Source organism: Stutzerimonas nosocomialis, assembly GCF_005876855.1.
In the GTDB taxonomy this organism is placed as follows: Bacteria; Pseudomonadota; Gammaproteobacteria; order Pseudomonadales; family Pseudomonadaceae; genus Stutzerimonas; species Stutzerimonas nosocomialis.
In genome coordinates, this window is record NZ_QLAE01000014.1 from 1 (window position 1) to 19,450 (window position 19,450).

17 protein-coding genes are annotated in these 19,450 nt (G+C 62.6%); 4 read left to right on the forward strand and 13 right to left on the reverse strand.

The genetic code is table 11. The features are described from left to right. Window positions 1–347: 347 nt before the first annotated feature. Entirely contained in the window at window positions 348–704 is a 357-nt protein-coding gene (gene queD, locus DN824_RS10625; protein ID WP_138408465.1) for a 6-carboxytetrahydropterin synthase QueD, read from the reverse strand. Between the two features lie 206 nt (window positions 705–910). Here queD and DN824_RS10630 point away from each other — a divergent pair, with 206 nt between their 5' ends. Further along, window positions 911–2,233, forward strand: a complete 1,323-nt coding sequence (locus tag DN824_RS10630) for a Na+/H+ antiporter family protein (RefSeq protein ID WP_138408380.1) — start codon at window positions 911–913, stop codon at window positions 2,231–2,233. Between the two features lie 180 nt (window positions 2,234–2,413). Further along, window positions 2,414–3,475 carry an AI-2E family transporter gene (locus tag DN824_RS10635; protein ID WP_138408466.1) on the forward strand — a complete coding sequence of 354 codons (1,062 nt, stop codon included), beginning with the start codon at window positions 2,414–2,416 and terminating at the stop codon, window positions 3,473–3,475. A gap of 41 nt (window positions 3,476–3,516) precedes the next feature. Here the strand turns inward: DN824_RS10635 and DN824_RS10640 are convergent, their stop codons facing one another. The 11 genes from DN824_RS10640 to DN824_RS10695 all read right to left on the reverse strand — a co-directional run bounded on the left by DN824_RS10640 (window position 3,517) and on the right by DN824_RS10695 (window position 16,940). Then, on the reverse strand, window positions 3,517–5,514 hold the full coding sequence (locus DN824_RS10640; protein ID WP_138408381.1) for a PhoX family protein: 1,998 nt from the start codon (window positions 5,512–5,514) through the stop codon (window positions 3,517–3,519). 162 nt (window positions 5,515–5,676) lie between these two features. Further along, window positions 5,677–7,272: an isocitrate lyase gene (locus tag DN824_RS10645; protein ID WP_138408382.1), complete on the reverse strand. Its 1,596-nt coding sequence runs from the start codon at window positions 7,270–7,272 to the stop codon at window positions 5,677–5,679. A 502-nt stretch (window positions 7,273–7,774) separates the two neighbouring features. After that, window positions 7,775–8,581 carry a secretin N-terminal domain-containing protein gene (locus tag DN824_RS10655; RefSeq protein WP_138408384.1) on the reverse strand — a complete coding sequence of 269 codons (807 nt, stop codon included), beginning with the start codon at window positions 8,579–8,581 and terminating at the stop codon, window positions 7,775–7,777. Next, on the reverse strand, window positions 8,578–9,207 hold the full coding sequence (locus DN824_RS10660) for a DUF7931 domain-containing protein (protein WP_138408385.1): 630 nt from the start codon (window positions 9,205–9,207) through the stop codon (window positions 8,578–8,580). The genes DN824_RS10655 and DN824_RS10660 overlap by 4 nt, the downstream gene beginning before the upstream one ends. Before the next feature lie 7 nt (window positions 9,208–9,214). Beyond that, the gene (locus DN824_RS10665) at window positions 9,215–9,640 is read right to left on the reverse strand and encodes a GNAT family N-acetyltransferase (RefSeq protein ID WP_138408386.1); all 426 of its coding nucleotides are present in this window, start codon (window positions 9,638–9,640) and stop codon (window positions 9,215–9,217) included. Continuing rightward, a complete protein-coding gene (locus DN824_RS10670; RefSeq protein WP_138408387.1) occupies window positions 9,633–10,799 on the reverse strand; it encodes a ribosomal protein uL16 3-hydroxylase in 1,167 nt (388 codons plus the stop codon). The genes DN824_RS10665 and DN824_RS10670 overlap by 8 nt, the downstream gene beginning before the upstream one ends. 75 nt (window positions 10,800–10,874) lie before the next feature. Further along, complete coding sequence (purB, locus tag DN824_RS10675) at window positions 10,875–12,245, reverse strand: adenylosuccinate lyase (RefSeq protein ID WP_138408388.1); 1,371 nt, start codon at window positions 12,243–12,245, stop codon at window positions 10,875–10,877. Between the two features lie 120 nt (window positions 12,246–12,365). Beyond that, on the reverse strand, window positions 12,366–12,992 hold the full coding sequence (gene hflD / locus DN824_RS10680; protein ID WP_138408389.1) for a high frequency lysogenization protein HflD: 627 nt from the start codon (window positions 12,990–12,992) through the stop codon (window positions 12,366–12,368). Then, entirely contained in the window at window positions 12,989–14,116 is a 1,128-nt protein-coding gene (gene mnmA, locus DN824_RS10685) for a tRNA 2-thiouridine(34) synthase MnmA (protein WP_138408390.1), read from the reverse strand. Before mnmA ends, hflD begins: the two co-directional genes overlap by 4 nt. A gap of 50 nt (window positions 14,117–14,166) precedes the next feature. Continuing rightward, entirely contained in the window at window positions 14,167–14,607 is a 441-nt protein-coding gene (locus DN824_RS10690) for an NUDIX hydrolase (RefSeq protein WP_138408391.1), read from the reverse strand. A 110-nt stretch (window positions 14,608–14,717) separates the two neighbouring features. After that, window positions 14,718–16,940 (reverse strand): NADP-dependent isocitrate dehydrogenase, encoded by a 2,223-nt coding sequence (locus DN824_RS10695; RefSeq protein WP_138408392.1) that lies wholly within the window; start codon window positions 16,938–16,940, stop codon window positions 14,718–14,720. Window positions 16,941–17,280: 340 nt separating this feature from the next. Here DN824_RS10695 and icd point away from each other — a divergent pair, with 340 nt between their 5' ends. Beyond that, a complete protein-coding gene (icd, locus tag DN824_RS10700) occupies window positions 17,281–18,537 on the forward strand; it encodes an NADP-dependent isocitrate dehydrogenase (protein WP_138408393.1) in 1,257 nt (418 codons plus the stop codon). Window positions 18,538–18,595: 58 nt separating this feature from the next. Here icd and cspD read toward each other — a convergent pair whose 3' ends face one another. Continuing rightward, window positions 18,596–18,856 carry a cold shock domain-containing protein CspD gene (gene cspD, locus DN824_RS10705; protein WP_138408394.1) on the reverse strand — a complete coding sequence of 87 codons (261 nt, stop codon included), beginning with the start codon at window positions 18,854–18,856 and terminating at the stop codon, window positions 18,596–18,598. 218 nt (window positions 18,857–19,074) lie between these two features. Here cspD and clpS point away from each other — a divergent pair, with 218 nt between their 5' ends. Next, complete coding sequence (gene clpS, locus DN824_RS10710) at window positions 19,075–19,437, forward strand: ATP-dependent Clp protease adapter ClpS (protein WP_138408395.1); 363 nt, start codon at window positions 19,075–19,077, stop codon at window positions 19,435–19,437. The last annotated feature ends 13 nt before the right edge of the window (window positions 19,438–19,450 follow it).

The following is a 19,450-nucleotide window of genomic DNA, read 5'->3' on the forward strand; positions in this document are numbered from 1 at the left end:
TTTGGCGCGACGGGCAGACGCTTAGCTCGGGCCCAGTCGCTCGAGTTCTTTTGGTTTCTGCAGGCGGCAGGTTCGTGCGCGGTATGGGGCCGTTCCGTGTAGCCAATTTATGTTAATCGGCGCCGGTAGGTGCGAATGCGCCTAGCGCGGTGTAGCGAGGGAGGTGCGAGGCTAATCCGTTAAAGCGCTCCGAACTTGCCCGCCGACAGGGCGTACCAGGATCGCGGCTGCGCCTGGCAGGCCATAAGCCAAATGGCTTTCCGCCGAGTGAATACGCGCAAGGCACCTGCAACCGCTCCATGGCTAAACACGGCGCACTGCAAGAGGCGCAACCGAGCCGAAGCGAATCAATCGCCGCGGTATTCGCAGCCGCTGGTACAGGTTTCGTGAATGCGTATACGCGACAGTTCCGGTAGCTCGGGCTTGAGCTTGACCCAGATCCAGCGCGCCAGGTTTTCACTGGTGGGGTTTTCGAGGCCCGGCAAGTCATTCAGATAGTTGTGGTCGAGCTGCTCGTAAAGTGGCTTGAAGATCGCCTTCAGTTCACCGAAATCACGTATCCAGCCGGTCTTGGGATCGACCTCGCCTTTTATATAGAGGGCGACGCGGAACGAATGCCCATGCAGCCGCCCACACTTGTGCCCCTCCGGTACATGGGGAAGGCGGTGGGCCGATTCGAAAGTGAATTCCTTGAAAATTTCCACGCGAGTTCTCTGATTGCCTTGCCAAAGGCGCATGGTACCGCACCTCCACATGCGGGCGTGGCGATCAGCTGCGAGGTTACTCATGCGTACGTCCGTTCGATTCCGAACAATACGGATCGCCACGCTGCGAATGTTTTGACAGCAGAGGATGTGCAACGCAGACTACCGCCCTTTTTTCAGGCGTTGCCACTGCTGATGGGGGAGAAATGAATTCTGTAATAGCCGCGGTGGGGGTCATGCTGATCCTCAGTTTGATACGCGTTCACGTGGTGGTCGCCTTGATCGTTGGCGCACTGGTGGGCGGTCTGCTTGGCGGGTTGGGCATCCATGGCAGTCTCGAAGCCTTCAACAAGGGGCTTGGCGGTGGCGCGACGGTTGCGTTGTCCTATGCGTTGCTGGGCGCCTTTGCCGTTGCCATCGCGAAATCCGGATTGGCTCATGCGCTGGCCGATCGGGTGTTGAAGCTGGTCGGGGACAAGAGCGCCACCACCGGTAGCAGCGGCGTGAAATGGGCGCTGATCGGGTTGCTTCTCGCCGTGGCGGTGTCTTCGCAGAACATCCTGCCCATCCATATCGCGTTCATTCCGCTGCTGGTTCCGCCGCTGTTGTACGTACTGGCCAAGCTTCGGCTCGATCGCCGCCTGATCGCCTGTGTGATCACCTTCGGCCTGATCACCCCCTACATGTTCCTGCCCGTCGGCTTCGGTGCGATTTTCCTGAAGGAAATTCTGCTCGCGAACATCACGTCGGCCGGTCTGGACGTTTCCGATGTCAGCGTTACCCACGCCATGTTCATTCCCGCGCTGGGCATGGTGTTCGGCCTGCTGGTGGCGATCCTGATCAGCTACCGCAAGCCTCGCGATTACGATCTCGATCGGATCGACCAAGGTGGCCGTCAATCGACCTCGTTCAGCCCCTGGAGCCTGCTGATGGCCCTGGTTGCGGTGGCCGCGGCATTCATCATTCAGCTGTGGCTGGATTCGATGATCATCGGTGCGCTGGCCGGCTTTGTGATCTTCTCCGTCTCCGGAGTGGTGCGCTGGAAGGAAGCCGATGACCTGTTCACCGAAGGCATGAAGATGATGGCGATGATCGGCTTCATCATGATCGCCGCCGCAGGTTTTGCCGAGGTGATGAAAGCCACCGGCGACATCAAGAACTTGGTGGATGCGTCCGCCGCCTGGATCGGCAACAGCAAGGCGGTCGCCGCGCTGCTGATGCTGCTGGTCGGCCTGCTGGTGACCATGGGTATCGGCTCGTCCTTTTCGACCGTACCGATCATCGCGGCAATCTTCGTCCCGCTCGGGATGCAGCTCGGTTTCAGCCCCCTGGCGATCGTCAGCATCATCGGCACCGCCGGCGCGCTCGGCGATGCGGGTTCGCCGGCATCCGACTCGACGCTCGGCCCGACCTCCGGCCTCAACGTCGACGGCCAGCACAGCCATATCTGGGATACGGTGGTGCCGTCGTTCCTGCACTACAACCTGCCGCTGATCGCGTTCGGCTGGTTCGCTGCGATGACGTTGTAGTCGCGCATCAAGTTCTACAGCGGGATGCCGTCAAGCGGCATCCCGTTTTTTTTTGCCTTCTGCATCGTGCCCGCTTCGTATCCGGCAGGAAAGCCTGTCGGGTGTTCCTTTGTTGCAGATCCACAGCACTCACAGAGCCGCGCGTTGACTAACTGGAACAACGGTCCAGATGGTTGCGCAATGTTCAATCCAACCCTCGAGTACAAGGTTTTCCTTACCCTGCTGGTCGTGGTGTCCGTGGCGTTCGGCTGGATTCTGCTGCCTTTCTACGGCGCGGTGTTCTGGGCCGTGATCCTGGCCATCATCTTTGCCCCTTTGCAGCGCTGGCTGTACAAGCGGCTGCACAATCGCCGGAACCTGTCGGCCCTGATCACGCTACTGGTCTGTCTGGTCGTTGCGGTCCTGCCGGTGATCTTCATCACCGGTCTGCTGGTCCAGGAGGGCGCATCGCTCTACCGCAGGATTCAGAGCGGGGATCTGGACATAGGAGGCTATGTCACTTACGCCAGGGAAATGCTTCCCACCCCGCTGCAGAACCAGCTGGATCGGTTCGGGCTGGGGGGGGATATGGAAAGCCTGCGTGCCCGGCTGGCCAGCGGAGCGCTCGAGGGTAGCCAGTACCTGGCGACGAAGGCGTTCAGTTTCGGTCAGGGCACCTTCCAGTTCTTCGTCAGCTTTTTCGTGATGATCTATCTGCTGTTCTTCCTGATCAGGGACGGCAAAGAGCTCGTGGCCCGGATTCGCAAGGCGATTCCGTTGAGCGAAACGCAAAAGCGTCGCCTGTTCAGCAAGTTCACCCGGGTCGTGCGGGCGACCGTCAAGGGCAATATCGTGGTGGCCGTGACCCAGGGGGTTCTAGGCGGAATCATATTCGCGGTGCTGGGCATACCCAGTGCATCGCTCTGGGGCGTATTGATGGCCTTGCTGTCGTTGCTGCCCGCGGTGGGGGCCGGGCTGATCTGGACGCCCGTGGCCATCTACTTCCTGATGAGCGGGGCGGTCTGGCAGGGCATCATCCTGACGTTGTACGGCGTGCTGGTCATCGGGTTGGTCGACAATATCCTGCGCCCGATCCTGGTGGGCAAGGACACCAAGATGCCCGATTACGTGGTGCTGATCTCGACCCTCGGCGGCCTGGCGCTGTTCGGTCTGAATGGTTTCGTCATCGGGCCTTTGATCGCCGCCTTGTTCATTTCGACCTGGGGTCTGTTCACAGGGCCTCAAGAAGAGCTGCCTCAATAAAAAAGAAGCCCGGCATTTGCCGGGCTTCTTTCAAGATCTCGTCACATCAGACGTCGCCCGTCGTCGCGGGTGACGATCACCGTTGCCGAGCGCGGACGGCGGCCCGGGCCGTCGGGCCAGATGCTGGTGAAGTCGGTCGGCGTCGAGCCTTCGCCCGGATGCTGGATGTTGACGAACAGCGTACGGAAGTCCGGCGTCGCGGTGATGCCGGTGACCTCGCACCCGTAGGGGCCGACCAGGAAGCGCTTGACCTCGCCGGTCTTGGGGTCCGACACCAGCATCTGGTTGTTGCCGAACGGTCCCGCGGTTTGCTGGCTTCCGCTCATGTCGGTCTGAATCCAGAGCCGACCTTCGTCGTCGAACCACAGGCCGTCCGGGCTCGCGAGGATGTTGGTCTGATCCAGCGGCTTGCCCGTCGGATCGAGACTGTCGCTTTCCGGGCCTGCGAGCAGGTAGAGATCCCAGGTGAAGCGCGTGCCGGCGAAATCGCTGCTCGCCTCACGCCAGCGGATGATGTGCCCGTAGGGGTTCGGCGCGCGCGGGTTGGGCGCATCGGCCTCGCGACGCGAACCGTTGTTGGTCAGGGTGAAATACACGTCGCCATTGTCTGGATTCACCGCACCCCACTCGGGGCGGTCCATCTTGGTGGCGCCCACGATATCGGCGGCCAGGCGGGTGTTGATCAGCACCTCGCCCTGGTCGGCGAAGGTGACCCCAGCTGCTACGCAGGCGCGCTGGAAGTTCGCGTCGTTGATGTCCAGCGCCAGCCAGTCACCGCTGCCGTCCGGGTTGTAGCGGGCGACGTAGAGGGTGCCGTCATCGAGCAGGCGGCCGTCGCTGCGCTGCGGACGATACTGGTCGCGGCTGACGTACTTGTAGATGTACTCGTTCTGCGAGTCGTCGCCCGAATAGCAGACGACCGGGCGTCCGGCCCTGACCGGTGCGAACACCAGGCCTTCGTGGGCGAAACGGCCCAGCGCGGTGTGCTTGACCGGCACCGCATCGGGATCGAAGGGATCGATCTCGACGATCCAACCGAAGGTATTCGGCTCGTTACGGTAATCGCCGGTGGCGTCGCGGGCGGTACGGGTGCAGTTGAAACGCTGGAACTCGTCACCCGGCACGGTTTCCCAGCCGTAGCGTCCGGAGCGGCCGATGCCGTAACGCGAGAGTTCGCGCGGCAGCGTTTCGTCGGTGCTGGCGAAGTAGCCTGCCCAATTCTCTTCGCAGGTCAGGTAGGTCGCCCAGGGCGTGAAACCGTTGGCGCAGTTGTTCAGCGTGCCGCGGGTCGAGGTGCCGCTCGGGCTGTAGCGCGTTCTCATCAGTGCATGGCCACGGGCGGGACCGGCGATGTGCATCGGCGTTGCGCCTGTGATGCGGCGGTTGCGCGCAGTGGGCATCACGTCCCAGTCGCCCCGTGGTCCGCGGCGAATTTCCACGACCGAAACACCGTGGGCGTTGATTTCCTTGCGGACTTCATCGACGTTCACCCGGCGACCGTTGACCACGGTGGGGCCGTTCGGGTGCAGCAGCGGTGCATCGATGTACTCGTGGTTCAGGCAGAGCATGCCATGGTCGCTCTGGCGACCGATGCCGTTCTTCGAGTCCATCGGGAAGAAGTGCATGCCATCGTGATGCATGCCGGTCTGCTGGGCCTGGTCCTGAGCGCTGTTGCCGGCATTATCGAGAAAGGCCGGGTAGCTGCCGCAGATGGGGGTGCCCCATGGAATGAAGGCTCTGGCGGTATAACCGGCAGGGACCGTGATGGTGTCGGCGCGGGTGACCATGACCGGCTCGAAGGGCAGGCGGGTGCGCAGTTTGAAGGGCGGGGTGTTCGCGGCTTTCGCCAGGGCCTCGGCGGCCGAAGCGGCGCCGGGCATGGTGACGCCGAGAAACGCCAGCGCGCCGAGCGTGGCGCCTCCTGTCAGGACCTTGCGCCGGCCCAGGGCGATGACTTCGTTGATGTGCGGGTTGGTCGAGTGATTGCTGGGCAACTCATCGCCATTGCCGAACAGGGCGTTCTCTTTTTCTATAGTCACGACGCAGCTCCATGAAGGGGATAATCAACGGAGTCTTGACGCTAGTGTGCCTGTGCGACAAAACCATGACACTGTCCGCTTCGCTCGACGAGCTGCATTCTGGATGTGCGCCCGAACGAAAAAGCCCCGGCATTGCCGGGGCTTTTCGGTTTCAGGAGGCGCTTAGTGGAACTGGTTCATGGTGTTGTCTTTGCCGCTGGCCTTGAGCGCTGCCTCGCCGGCGAAGTACTCCTTGTGGTTGTCGCCAATGTCCGAGCCGGCCATGTTCTGATGCTTGACGCAGGCGATGCCCTGGCGCAGTTCCTGACGCTGTACGCCCTTGACGTAGGCCAGCATGCCCTCGTCAGCGAAGTAACCCTTGGCCAGGTTGTCGGTGGACAGCGCGGCGGTGTGGTAGGTCGGCAGGGTGATCAGGTGGTGGAAGATGCCGGCGTGAGCCGAGCCGTCGCGCTGGAAGGTGCGGATCTTCTCGTCGGCGACCTGAGCCAGTTCGGTATCGTCGTACTCCACGCTCATCAGCTTGGCGCGGTCGTAGGCGGACACATCCTTGCCTTCGGCCACGAAGGCGTCGAACACCTGCTGGCGGAAGTTCAGGGTCCAGTTGAAGGACGGGCTGTTGTTGTAGACCAGCTTGGCGTTGGGGATGACTTCGCGGATGCGGTCGACCATGGCCTTGATCTGGCCGACGTGCGGCTTCTCGGTCTCGATCCACAGCAGGTCCGCGCCGTTCTGCAGGGAAGTGATGCAGTCCAGTACGCAACGGTCTTCACCAGTGCCTTTGCGGAATTGGAAGAGGTTGCTCGGCAGGCGCTTGGGACGCAGCAACTTGCCTTCACGCTTGATCACCACGTCGCCGTTGCCAAGCTCGGCTTCGGAGATTTCCTCGCAATCGAGGAAGGAGTTGTACAGGTCGCCCAGATCCCCGGGCTGGTTGGTGACGGCGATCTGCTTGGTCAGGCCGGCGCCAAGGGAGTCGGTACGGGCGACGATCACACCGTCGTCCACGCCCAGTTCGAGGAAGGCGTAGCGCACGGCGTTGATCTTGGCGAGGAAGTCGGCGTGCGGCACGGTGACCTTGCCATCCTGGTGGCCGCACTGCTTCTCGTCGGAGACCTGGTTTTCGATCTGAATGCAGCAGGCGCCGGCTTCGATCATTTTCTTGGCCAGCAGGTAGGTGGCCTCCGGGTTGCCGAAGCCAGCGTCGATGTCGGCGATGATCGGCACCACGTGGGTTTCGAAGTTGTCGATCTGCGACTGGATTTCGCTGGCCTTGGCCTGGTCATCGGCGGCGCGGGCGGCGTCCAGCGCGGTGAACAGCAGGTCCAGTTCACGGGCATCGGCCTGGCGCAGGAAGGTGTAGAGCTCTTCGATCAGGCCGGAAACGGCCGTCTTCTCGTGCATCGACTGGTCGGGCAGGGGGCCGAAATCGGAACGCAGGGCGGCGACCATCCAGCCGGAGAGGTAGAGGTAGCGCTTGTTGGTGGTTTTCAGGTGCTTCTTGATAGAGATCAGCTTCTGCTGACCGATGAAGCCATGCCAGCAACCGAGCGACTGGGTGTAGAGCGACGAATCCGCATCGTACTCGGCCATGTCCTTGCGCATGATGGCGGCGGTGTACTTGGCGATGTCGAGGCCGGTCTTGAAGCGGTTCTGGGCCCGCATGCGAGCGACGGATTCCGGGTTGATAGCGCTCCAGCTATTGCCAGCTTTTTCTTTCAGAGCGGCAACGGTCTTGATGTCGTTTTGATAAGCGGACATGGGTCAATCCTTCAAAAGTTTAGGTTGTTAGAGCACCGACTTTTCCCACTGGAACCTGCGTGCTAACGCTGATGGAGATGGCACACAAGGCAGAGCGTCGAAATATCGACCGGGACGAGGATTGAAACCGAAGGAGGGGTTCGCCGAAGACGACTACCTGGGGACTCAGCGGCTGACGATGGATTCGTCGGAGCGCTTACCGGTTCGTGGATACCGTTGGGCGGCTCGCTCGCTGTCGTGACTGTCATCAGGCTGTACGCAAATCGCTTCCCCGTCCCTCAGGACGACTCGTTCCAGTCGCAACCTCGTCAGTCCGCCTTGTGGGCGATGCAGTCACGGAACGGCTCGGCTGGTTGGCTGGAGCGCGCTCCGGAGGCCTTTTCAGGTCCTCTGGTTAGCGGGAGCGAGGCCATCATGCGCTGGGGGAAAGCGCTCGTCAAACGTTTTGTAGTGTATTTTTTCAGGCACTACATTTTTGGAGGGGCTTTGAAAAAATGACTGTTCAGTCGAGAACATCCACCTTCAGGCGCAGCGAAAGGTCCTGCTGACCCTGGGTGGAATGGCGGCGCAGGGTGCCGTTCTGGGTGCTGCTCTGGCTTTCCGAAACGCCGCCGAGCGTCATCCATTCGCCGACACGCCCGCTGATCCGGGTTTCGGTCGTCTGCACGTCGATCACGCCTGGCTGATGCTGGTTCAGCCGGTCGCGGTTGTTGCTGATGGTGACCTGCACCCGCTCGCCCGACAGGGTGGCGGTGGCGTAGAAGCCGCGCATCACGTTGCGGTACTGGGTGTTCTGGTAGACCTGGCCGTAGCCATCCGTGCCGGTTGTGGTGAGCGGGACGCTCTGGCCGACCTGGATCAGCGCGGGATAGCCTTCGGTGGCCTGCACCTGCTGCACGCCGGCGTCACGGGTCTGGGTGCTGTGGCGAATGATGCGCACCTGGTCGCGGCCACGAACCTCGCCGCGGCCCGCCTCGATTTCGACATTGCCGGCACTGATCGAGCCATCGACGCCGTAACCACGCGCGCTGAGGTTGCCCGAATCCTGGGTGTCGACGCTGATCAGCAGACGCTTGGGGGCGCTATCGAGCTGGGAGAGCACCGTGCGCAGCTCGGCGATGACGGCATCGGGTGCGTTGACGATCAGCTGATTGCCGTAGGCGCTGACCCGGCCCTGGTCGCCGACCACGGACTGGGCGATCGGGATGACGTCTTCTGCCATCCGGAAATCGAGGGTGATCACTTCGGTGGCTGCCTGCAGGGGGAGGCTGACAGCGATCATCAGCGCAGTAAGGAGATGGCGCTTCATAGCAGAAAGCTCCGCAGGTCGGGATCCGAGAGGCTGCTGTCCCAGGCGCGATCGAACTCCGCCTGGCGCAGGCGAACCCTGCCGGGGTCCCGGTAAAGGGCGTAACCGCCGTAGCTGTCGAGCTCCGGGCGCAGGATCAAGCCACTGGTATCGGCAAGCAGGAAGGCGGGGTCGCTGGCCGGGTAGTCCGGGTTGATCTTGCGGATGTGCAGGTTGCTGGTCAGCCGACGGGCCAGATTGAGGAGGCGATGTCCTTCCTTCACGGCTCGGCTGGAGTCACCAACCAGGATGCGCAAGCGATTGCGCGGATGGGCCAGCAGGAATTGGCTGCAAGCCTGCTGGATGCTGCTGTGGTGATACAGCCAGGGCTCGAGGTCGGGGGTATACAGGCAGAGGCTGCGGCGCGCCTGTTGCAGCATCGCCAAGGCGTGGGGGCGAATCTGTTCGGGCAGGGTGAAGCGCTGCAGCGCCTCGGTCGTGCCGAGCACGAACGGCGCGGGCTCCCAGCGCTCCGGTTCGGGTACGTCGGGGGCGGGGTTGTTGATGGCGAAGCGTCCCGGAGACTCGAACTCGATGGCGGGCAGCTCATCGAGCGGCTCCGTGTCTTCCGGGACGTACTCGCTCATGCTGCCCTCACTGGCTCTGGCGGATCATGTCGACGTGGGGGATGCCGGCGTCGAGGTATTCCTCGCTGACCACGGAGAATCCCAGTCGCTCGTAGAAGGAGGTCGCATGGACCTGGGCGGTGAGTTTCTGCTGGGACAACCCGCGGCGTTCGGCTTCGGCGATCACCGCGTGAAGCAGGGCATTGCCGACGTTCATGCCGCGCCAGTCCTTGAGCACGGCGACGCGGCCGATGTGGCCGTCGCGCAGCAGGCGCGCGGTGCCGACAGGGTAATCGCCTTCCTGTGCCAGGAAGTGAATCGCCTCGGCGTCGTCGGCATCCCACTCCAGCTCCGGCGGCACCGACTGCTCGGCAATGAAGACCGTCTCACGAATTCTCCGCAGCTCCGTGTAGTCCTTCTGCCAGTCGGCAATCCGCACGTGGATGTCATTCATCAGCAAACTCCAGACTTCCCTGTAGGACCAGTTGCCGGACTAGATTACGCCCATCCTCGTCGTCGAGCCATGGCCCCAGGTTATCGGCATGTAACGCGTCGGCCGAGCAGATCAGCTTGAGCAGCTCGCGCAGGTGCCCGGGCAGCAGCCGGCTCTGGCCGCTGGCGAACAGCAGCAGGCCGATGTCCACTTCGCTCCAGGCCAGGCGCGCGGCGGGGTTGCGCAGCAGCACGGCACCCTCGCCGAGTGCCGAGAGGAACTCGTCCTCGTCGATGTCCGCTTCGGCGACCCGCTCGGGATAGCGCGGCTCGGTCATGAACTGCCCGAACCAGGTCAGCAGCAGGCGCTCGTCGCTCATGTGCTCGGCCAGCAGCTTCTTCAGCCGGTCGAGCGCGTCCTGCTGGATCTGGAAGGGATCGTCGGTCGGCTCGAGATCGGCGTCGCTGTAGCGTTCTTCGTCTGGCAGGAACTGGGCGAGAAAGTCGGTGAAGTGAGTCAGCACTTCGGCGGCGCTAGGTGCCCGGAAGCCCAGCGAGTAGGTCATGCAGTCGTCTTCGGCGGTGCCGTAATGGGCCAGCCGCGGAGGCAGGTAGAGCATGTCGCCCGGCTCCAGCACCCATTCCTCGGTGCCTTCGAAATCCGCGAGGATGCGCAGGTCGGCGTGATCGAGCAGCGGGCTTTCGCTGTCGCACATCTGGCCGATGCGCCAGCGGCGTTTGCCCTGCGCCTGGAGCAGGAACACGTCGTAATTGTCGAAATGCGGGCCGACGCCGCCGCCTGGCGTGGCGAAGCTGATCATGATGTCGTCGATGCGCCAGTTGGGCAGGAAGCGGAAGTGTTCGACCAGTTCGGCCACCTCGGGCACGACCTGATCGACGGCCTGCACCAGCAGCGTCCAGTCCCGCTCGGGCAGTTCCTGATAGGTCTGCTCGGTGAAGGGACCGCGGCGCAGCTCCCAGGGGCGATCGCCATGCTCAAGCACCAGACGGGATTCCACGTCTTCCTCGAGGGACAGCCCGGCCAGCTCGTCGGCGTTGATCGGACTCTGGAACCCCGGTAGCGCCTGACGGATGAGCAGAGGCTTTTTCTGCCAGTAGTCACGCAGGAAAACCCGTGCGCTGATCCCACCGAGGATTTCGAGTGCTTTATCAGAAGTCATGCCTAAGTCCTTGCCGCACAAGGCGGCAATAAAAAACGCCCGGCTCAGCCGGGCGTGGTGAGTCGCAAGGATCGGTCAGATGCGTTTGGCCTGGGCAGCCGCATTGCCGATGTAGTTCGCCGGGGTCAGGGCGTGGAGTTCCTGCTTGGCCTGGGCCGGCATGTCGAGGCCGTCGATGAAGGTCTTGAGGGCCTCGGGGCTGATGCCCTTGCCACGGGTGAGCTCCTTGAGCTTCTCGTAGGGGTTCTCGATGCCGTATCGACGCATGACGGTCTGGATGGGTTCGGCCAGAACCTCCCAGCAATTGTCCAGGTCTTCAGCAATGCGTTGAGCATTGAGCTCCAACTTGCTGATTCCCTTGAGAGAAGCCTCATAAGCGATCACGCTGTGGGCGAAGCCTACACCGAGGTTGCGCAAGACCGTGGAATCGGTCAGGTCGCGCTGCCAGCGAGAGATGGGGAGCTTGCTCGCCAGGTGCTGGAACAGCGCGTTGGCGATGCCCAGGTTGCCTTCGGAGTTCTCGAAATCGATCGGGTTGACCTTGTGCGGCATGGTGGAGGAGCCGATTTCACCGGCCACCGTCTTCTGCTTGAAGTAGCCCAGCGAGATGTAGCCCCAGACGTCGCGGTCGAAGTCGATGAGGATGGTGTTGAACCGCGCGATCGCATCGAACAGCTCGGCGATGTAGTCGTGGGGCTCGATCTGGGTGGTATAGGGGTTCCACTGCAGGCCCAGGTCGTCCTCGATGAAGGCACGGGCGTTGGCTTCCCAGTCCACGTCCGGATAAGCCGACAGATGCGCGTTGTAGTTGCCGACGGCACCGTTGATCTTGCCCAGCAGGGGCACGGCCTGTACCTGGGCGATCTGCCGCTCCAGGCGATAGACCACGTTCGCCAGCTCCTTGCCCAGCGTAGTGGGGGACGCCGGCTGGCCATGGGTGCGCGACAGCATCGGCACGTCGGCATGCTGCACCGCCAGCTGGCGGATCGCATCGGCGATCTGGCGCATCAGCGGCAACAGGACCTGATCGCGGCCTTCACGCAGCATCAGCGCGTGGGACAGGTTGTTGATGTCCTCGCTGGTGCAGGCGAAGTGGATGAACTCGTTGACCTTGGCCAGCTCCGGCAGCTGCCTGGCCTGTTCCTTGAGCAGGTATTCGACCGCCTTCACATCGTGGTTGGTGGTGCGTTCGAACTCTTTCACGCGCTCGGCATGTTCGAGCTGGAAGTTGTCGGCCAGCTGGTCGAGCAGGGCATTGGCTTCGCTGGAAAAGGCTGCGACCTCGGGGATACCGGGATGCGCCGCCAGACGCTGCAGCCAGCGTACCTCGACCAGTACGCGGCAGCGGATCAGACCGTACTCGCTGAAGATGGGGCGCAGTGCGCTTGTTTTGCCGGCGTAGCGGCCATCGACGGGGGAAACCGCTGTGAGCGAGGAAAGCTGCATGGGGGTTCTCGACGGACGGGTCATAAAAGGGCGCACATGATACACGAAAGGCAAGGGCGGCTGCCGGAGTGCGTTCGGCGGCCGCCTGCAATGGCGACGTTCGGCCAGGGTCGCGCGTGGTCAGTCGTGACCACGGATCATCGGATACAGCGCGTCCAGCAGCTTGCGGCGGCTGAAGACGAGCTGCCAGCGATGGCCGCCGAGCTGCCGCCAGAGCCGTGCCGAGCGGATACCGCACAGCAGCAGTGCGCGAATCTTTGCCGCATTGTCGCTCTGCTGCAGGTAGCGCATGTCGCCATGCACCTGGATCCGCTGGCGGAAGGTGCTGAGGGTGTCCTCGTAGAGGCCTCCGCAGGCGGCCACGACGTTTTCGTGGGTCAGTCCGAAGTGTTCGACCTGCTGCTGGATCTGATCCAGGCGGCTTCCGATCAACTGCAGCATGTCGCCGCGCTTGTCCAGCTGACGCTCCAGCGCCACCAGCGCCAGGGCGTAGCGAAGAGGCTCCCGCTGCAGCGCGTTGGCATCGCGTTCGAGCGCGCTGCTCAGGGCACGGTAGCCGTCGCGCAGATTCAGGTCGTCGCCGCCGTAGACATCCAGGGTCGATGGCGGGTCGCGTACCAGCAGGCTGCCGAGCATGCATGCCAGCGAAGCCTGGGGGATCTGACCGGTGCGGGCGATGCGATCCACCAGCACCGCAGCCTCGAAAACCGCACCCAGCGCGACCAGCTGCTCCTGAATCGGGGTCATGGGCGTGCATCCTCGACGCGTTCGGCCTGCTCGATGACGCCACCGCCCAGGCAGACCTCGCCGTCGTAGAACACCACCGACTGCCCGGGCGTCACGGCCCGCTGGGGCTCGTCGAAGAGGACCCGGTAGCCCGAGCCCTGTCGCTCCAGGGTGCAGGCCTGGTCGGCCTGGCGGTAGCGCACCTTGGCCGTGAGGCGGCGCGGCGCTGTGGTATCGATCGGATTGACCCAGTAGATATCCGAGGCCTGCAGCGCGCTGGAGAACAGCCAGGGGTGGTTGTTGCCCTGGCCGACGATCAGCACGTTGCGCTCGAGGTCCTTGCCCAGCACGTACCAGGGATCGTCGCCGGCATCCTTGAGCCCGCCGATGCCGAGCCCCTGGCGCTGACCGATGGTGTGGTACATCAGCCCATGATGACGCCCGATCACCGCGCCCTCGGTCGTTTCGATATCGCCGGGCTGTGCCGGCAGGTACTGCTTGAGGAAATCGCTGAAGCGGCGTTCGCCGATGAAGCAGATGCCGGTGGAGTCTTTCTTCTTCGCGGTGGCCAGGCCGTGGCGTTCGGCAATGGCGCGTACCTGCGGCTTTTCCAGCTCGCCCACCGGGAACAGGGTGCGGCCGATCTGCTCGCCGCCCACGGCATGCAGGAAATAGCTCTGGTCCTTGTTCGGGTCCAGGCCCTTGAGCAGTTCGCTGCGTCCGTCGACGTCTCGCCGCCGGACGTAATGACCGGTGGCGATCAGGTCCGCGCCCAGCGACAGGGCGTAGTCGAGAAAGGCTTTGAACTTGATCTCGCGGTTGCAGAGGATGTCGGGATTGGGCGTGCGGCCGGCCTTGTACTCCGCCAGAAAGTGTTCGAAGACGTTGTCCCAGTATTCGGCGGCGAAGTTGGCGGTGTGCAGCTTGATGCCGATCTTGTCGCAGACCGCCTGGGCATCGGCCAGGTCATCCATCGCCGTGCAGTACTCCGTGCCGTCGTCCTCCTCCCAGTTCTTCATGAACAGGCCTTCGACCTGGTAGCCCTGTTCGAGCAGCAGCAGGGCCGAAACGGACGAGTCGACGCCGCCGGACATGCCGACGATGACGCGTTGTGATTGGGGTGCAGGGTGGGTCTGGGCGGACATGGCGATTCAGCAGGACGTTCGAAAGGGGCGAATTCTATCAGAAGCGACGGTCACTCACGGATGACTGCCAGCGGGTAGGGCGAGCCGGCCAGATAATCATCGATGCAGCGCATCACCAGATGGCTGCGCCAGCGCTCCGATTGCGCCGCCAGCTCGTCGCGGCTCAGCCAGCGGGCGGCATGGATGCCGGTGTCCAGTGGGCGCTGTGGATGATGGCGCACGGGATCGGCGCTGAAGCAGATCCGCTGATAGGTGACCCCGTTGCTGGGAGCGGTGTAGAGGTAGATGCCGACCACGCCGGTCAGCGCAACGTCCCAGCCGGTTTCCTCCAGGGTTTCGCGGATGGCAGCTTCGCGCAGGGTCTCGTTGGCTTCCAGGTGGCCGGCGGGCTGGTTGAACACGAGCTGCCCGGCGATCTCTTCCTCGACCAGCAGGAAACGGCCCTGATCTTCGACGATGGTGGCGACGGTGACATGGGGTTGCCAGCGCATGGGCATGCTCCTGAAGCGAAAGGGGCCGAGCATAGCAGGGCCGTCCGGCCCGCTGCGCCCAAAAAGAAAGCCCCGGCCGGGGCCGGGGCTTTCGGTGACGCAAGAGGCGATTAGGCGAAGGACGCCAGTGCCGTGTTGAAGGTTTCGCTCGGGCGCATGACCTTGCTGGTCAGTTCCGGGTTGGTGCGGTAGTAGCCACCGATGTCCGCCGGCTTGCCCTGAACCGCGTTGAGCTCGGCGACGATCTTGGCTTCGTTCTCGGTCAGCTGCTTGGCCAGCGGCGCGAAGTGAGCGGCCAGAGTGGCGTCTTCGGTCTGCGCGGCCAGTTCCTGTGCCCAGTACATCGCCAGGTAGAAGTGGCTGCCACGGTTGTCCAGTTCGCCGATCTTGCGCGACGGCGACTTGTTGTTGTCCAGCAGCTTGCCGGTCGCAGCGTCCAGGCACTTGCCGAGCAGCTTGGCCTTGGCGTTGCCGCTCTTGATGCCCAGCTCTTCCAGGGACACGGCCAGTGCCAGGAACTCGCCCAGGGAATCCCAGCGCAGGTAGTTCTCTTCGGTCAGCTGCTGCACGTGCTTGGGCGCCGAGCCACCTGCGCCGGTCTCGTACATGCCGCCGCCGGCCATCAGCGGGACGATCGACAGCATCTTGGCCGAGGTGCCCAGTTCCATGATCGGGAACAGGTCGGTCAGGTAGTCACGCAGCACGTTGCCGGTCACCGAGATGGTGTCCTTGCCACGGATCATGCGTTCCATGGAGAAACGGATGGCTTCGTTGTAGCCCATGATGTGGATCTCGAGACCGCTCAGGTCGTGATCCTTCAGGTAGGTTTCGACCTTCTTCTTCAGCTCGCGGTCGTGGGCGCGCTCGGGGTCGAGCCAGAACACGGCCGGCGTCTCGGACAGGCGGGCGCGGGTCACGGCCAGCTTGACCCAGTCGCGGATAGGGGCGTCCTTGGTCTGGCAGGCGCGCCAGATGTCGCCTTTCTCGACCTGGTGCTGCATCAGCACGGTGCCGTCGGCCAGCACGACGCGCATGGTGCCGTCGGCCTTCATCTCGAAGGTCTTGTCGTGCGAGCCGTATTCCTCGGCCTTCTGCGCCATCAGGCCGACGTTCGGCACGCTACCCATGGTGCGCGGATCGAAGGCACCGTTGGTTTTGCAGAAGTTGATCATTTCCTGGTAGATGCGGGCGTAGGTGCTTTCCGGCATCACCGCCTTGGTGTCCTTCTGCTTGCCATCGCGACCCCACATCTGGCCGGAGTTGCGGATCATGGCCGGCATCGAGGCGTCGACGATCACATCGCTCGGAATGTGCAGGTTGGTGATGCCCTTGACCGAGTCGACCATCGCCATTTCCGGACGGTGGCTGTACACCTCGTGGATGTCGTGCAGGATTTCTTCCTGCTGGGAGGCGGGCAGGCTCTTGATCTTGTCGTAGACGCTGGACAGGCCGTTGTTCGGGTTGACGCCGATTTCATCGAACAGCTTGCCCCACTTGTCGAACACGTCCTTGTAATAGACGGTGACCGCGTGGCCGAAGACGATCGGGTGGGAGATCTTCATCATGGTCGCCTTGACGTGCAGGGACCACATCACACCGGTTTCCTTGCAGTCCTGCAGGGTGTACTCGAAGAAATCGCGCAGCTTGTGGCAGCTCATGAACATGCTGTCGAGCACTTCGCCTTCCTTGAGGGCGAGCTGCTTCTTCACTTCGACCTGGCCGTCCTTGCCGACGAACTCGATGCGCACGTCACCGGCCTTGTCCATGGTGATCGACTGTTCGCTGGAGAAGAAGTCGCCGCCGCGCATGTAGTCGGCATGGGACTGGGACGCCTTGCTCCACTTGCCCATCGAGTGCGGGTGCTTGCGGGCGTAGGCCTTGACGGCCGCCGGAGCGCGGCGGTCCGAGTTGCCTTCGCGCAGGACCGGGTTCACGGCGCTGCCGAGCACCTTGCTGTAGCGGGCGCGGGCATCTTTCTCGGCGTCGGTCTGGGCGTCTTCGACGTAGTCCGGAATGTTGTAGCCCTGAGCCTGCAGCTCGGCGATGGCGGCCTTGAGCTGGGGTACGGAGGCGCTGATGTTCGGCAGCTTGACGATGTTGGCGTCCGGGGTGACGGTCAGCTCGGCGAGCTTGGCCAGGTCGTCTTCGACGCGCTTGTCGCCCAGTTGATCGGCGAAGCCGGCGAGGATGCGGCCAGCAAGAGAGATGTCACGCGTCTCGACCTCGATATCGGCCGAAGCGGCAAAAGCCTGGACGATGGGCAAAAGCGAGTAGGTAGCGAGGGCTGGGGCTTCGTCGGTGAAGGTGTAGGTAATCTTCGAACGGGTGGACATTAGCGTTGACTCTCTCTCTTTGCTGAGCGTGCACGGAATCGCGATTCGCGCGGGTAGGCGCTCCGACCCCGTCGAGGGCCAGTTATCGAAATTCGCCGCGGTGATGTGGATGCACCAGGTGGGATATCGAAACGCAATAGCAGGACGTCCCGGAAAGGCGAGCTATTCGTCGAACGGACTCGCCCCTATGACTCGGCAGTCATCGTGCGAGTATACCATCGCGCCGGTGCGCAGCAGAATGGATTGCTACCTAAGACCAATGCAGTGTGGTTCGGCCTGGAATATCTGCGCTACCCTCGGAGGGCGTACACGTCGTTTAAACAACTAAACGGAGTCCAGCATGGGTTACGAAAAGATCCAGGTGCCGGCGGGCGGCGAAAAGATCACCGTCAATGCCGACCATTCCCTGAGCGTGCCGAACAATCCGATCATCCCCTATATCGAAGGCGATGGTATCGGTGTGGACATCAGTCCCGTGATGATCAAGGTCGTCGATGCCGCGGTGCAGAAAGCCTACGGTGGTGAGCGCAAGATCGCATGGATGGAAATCTATGCCGGCGAGAAGGCGACCCAGGTGTATGACCAGGATACCTGGCTGCCCAAGGAAACCCTGGAGGTCGTTCGCGACTACGTCGTCTCCATCAAGGGGCCGCTGACCACGCCGGTCGGTGGCGGCATACGCTCTCTGAACGTCGCCCTGCGCCAGGAGCTGGATCTGTACGTCTGCCAGCGCCCGGTGCGCTGGTTCACCGGCGTGCCCAGTCCGGTGAGGAAACCGGGCGATGTGGACATGGTGATATTCCGCGAGAACTCCGAAGACATCTACGCCGGTGTCGAGTGGAAAGCCGGCTCTGCCGAGGCGCAGAAGGTGATCAAGTTTCTCACCGAGGAAATGGGCGTCAAGAAGATCCGCTTCACCGACATGTGCGGCATCGGCATCAAGCCCGTCTCCGAGGAAGGCACCAAGCGCCTGGTGCGCAAGGCGCTGCAGTACGCGGTGGACAACGATCGCAGCTCCGTCACCCTGGTGCACAAAGGCAACATCATGAAATTCACCGAGGGCGCCTTCAAGGAGTGGGGTTACGAGATCGCGCGCGACGAGTTCGGTGCCGAGCTGCTCGATGGCGGTCCGTGGATGCAGTTCAAGAATCCCAAGACGGGCAAGAACATCGTGGTCAAGGACGTGATCGCCGACGCCATGCTCCAGCAGATCCTGCTGCGTCCGGCCGAATACGACGTGATCGCCACGCTCAACCTGAATGGCGACTACCTGTCCGATGCGCTGGCGGCGGAAGTGGGTGGCATCGGTATCGCGCCGGGGGCCAACCTGTCCGATACCGTCGCCATGTTCGAGGCGACCCATGGCACGGCGCCGAAATATGCCGGGCAGGACAAGGTGAACCCGGGTTCGCTGATCCTGTCGGCCGAGATGATGTTGCGCCACATGGGCTGGTACGAAGCGGCGGATCTCATCATCAAGGGCACCGAAGGCGCTATCGCTGCGAAGACGGTCACCTACGACTTCGAGCGCCTGATGGAGGGCGCGCAGCTGATGTCCTGCTCGCAGTTCGGCGATGCCATGATCAGCCACATGTAACGCGGTCGAGCGAAAGAAGGCCGGTCTTTTCTGACCGGCCTTTTCGTTTGTTCGCTGCTCAGGCGCCTACGGCAGATGCGTTCTCTGCCGCCGGCTCCAGGACTTCCGCCGAAGTCGTCAGCGCTCGAATATTGGTGGCGTGCAGGCCCTTGGGGCCCTGCAGGATGTCGAACATGACTGCCTGCCCAGCTTTGAGTGTCCGGTATCCATCCATCTGGATGGCCGAATAGTGGGCGAACAGGTCCTCATCGCCGCCGTCTGCTACGATGAATCCATAGCCTTTGGCGTTGTTGAACCACTTGACCTTACCGCTTAGCATGCTGTTATCCCTCTGCAAAGGACTCCATCACTGGAGTAACATCCACTCGATGACGCGCTGGTGAACCTTGTGAGCGAAAGCGCGTGACCCGGAGTGCCGTTAGGCACTTAATTGTTTGTATCACCGTTTTGCAGATAGTCAAGCCAGCTCATCGGGTGGCTGCGAAGCTCGTCAAATTCCACCGGCCCAGAAGCCCCGAACGAAGAACCGTTATCCGCATGCGTGCAATCCCGCAGATTCGACTAACATTCAATCAGGACCGTCCGTCGCAGGACGAGGACGACGCCTCCGGGCTGGCCTTGGAAGAGGCGAAGCCGGAACTCAAGGCACCTCCGATGTTTAAAGTTGTCATGTTTAATGATGACTACACGCCGATGGATTTCGTCGTAGAAGTGCTGGAAGGTATCTTCAATCACAACCGGGAATTGGCAACCAAGATCATGCTGACCGTCCATACAGAGGGGCGGGCGGTGTGCGGTGTCTACACGCGAGACGTTGCCGAAACCAAGGCAATGCAAGCCAACCAATACGCAAGGGAATGTCAGCATCCACTGCTCTGTGAGATCGAGAAGGACGGTTAACCCCGACTGCTTG

Bases quoted from the DNA above. Each gene is read 5' to 3' on its own strand.
- DN824_RS10630 (WP_138408380.1), top strand. From the start codon at position 911: ATGAATTCTGTAATAGCCGCGGTGGGGGTCATGCTGATCCTCAGTTTG.
- DN824_RS10635 (WP_138408466.1), top strand. From the start codon at position 2,414: ATGTTCAATCCAACCCTCGAGTACAAGGTTTTCCTTACCCTGCTGGTC.
- DN824_RS10645 (WP_138408382.1), bottom strand. From the start codon at position 7,272: ATGTCCGCTTATCAAAACGACATCAAGACCGTTGCCGCTCTGAAAGAA.
- DN824_RS10655 (WP_138408384.1), bottom strand. From the start codon at position 8,581: ATGAAGCGCCATCTCCTTACTGCGCTGATGATCGCTGTCAGCCTCCCC.
- DN824_RS10660 (WP_138408385.1), bottom strand. From the start codon at position 9,207: ATGAGCGAGTACGTCCCGGAAGACACGGAGCCGCTCGATGAGCTGCCC.
- DN824_RS10665 (WP_138408386.1), bottom strand. From the start codon at position 9,640: ATGAATGACATCCACGTGCGGATTGCCGACTGGCAGAAGGACTACACG.
- DN824_RS10670 (WP_138408387.1), bottom strand. From the start codon at position 10,799: ATGACTTCTGATAAAGCACTCGAAATCCTCGGTGGGATCAGCGCACGG.
- purB (WP_138408388.1), bottom strand. From the start codon at position 12,245: ATGCAGCTTTCCTCGCTCACAGCGGTTTCCCCCGTCGATGGCCGCTAC.
- hflD (WP_138408389.1), bottom strand. From the start codon at position 12,992: ATGACCCCGATTCAGGAGCAGCTGGTCGCGCTGGGTGCGGTTTTCGAG.
- mnmA (WP_138408390.1), bottom strand. From the start codon at position 14,116: ATGTCCGCCCAGACCCACCCTGCACCCCAATCACAACGCGTCATCGTC.
- DN824_RS10690 (WP_138408391.1), bottom strand. From the start codon at position 14,607: ATGCGCTGGCAACCCCATGTCACCGTCGCCACCATCGTCGAAGATCAG.
- DN824_RS10695 (WP_138408392.1), bottom strand. From the start codon at position 16,940: ATGTCCACCCGTTCGAAGATTACCTACACCTTCACCGACGAAGCCCCA.
- icd (WP_138408393.1), top strand. From the start codon at position 17,281: ATGGGTTACGAAAAGATCCAGGTGCCGGCGGGCGGCGAAAAGATCACC.
- cspD (WP_138408394.1), bottom strand. From the start codon at position 18,856: ATGCTAAGCGGTAAGGTCAAGTGGTTCAACAACGCCAAAGGCTATGGA.
- clpS (WP_138408395.1), top strand. From the start codon at position 19,075: ATGCGTGCAATCCCGCAGATTCGACTAACATTCAATCAGGACCGTCCG.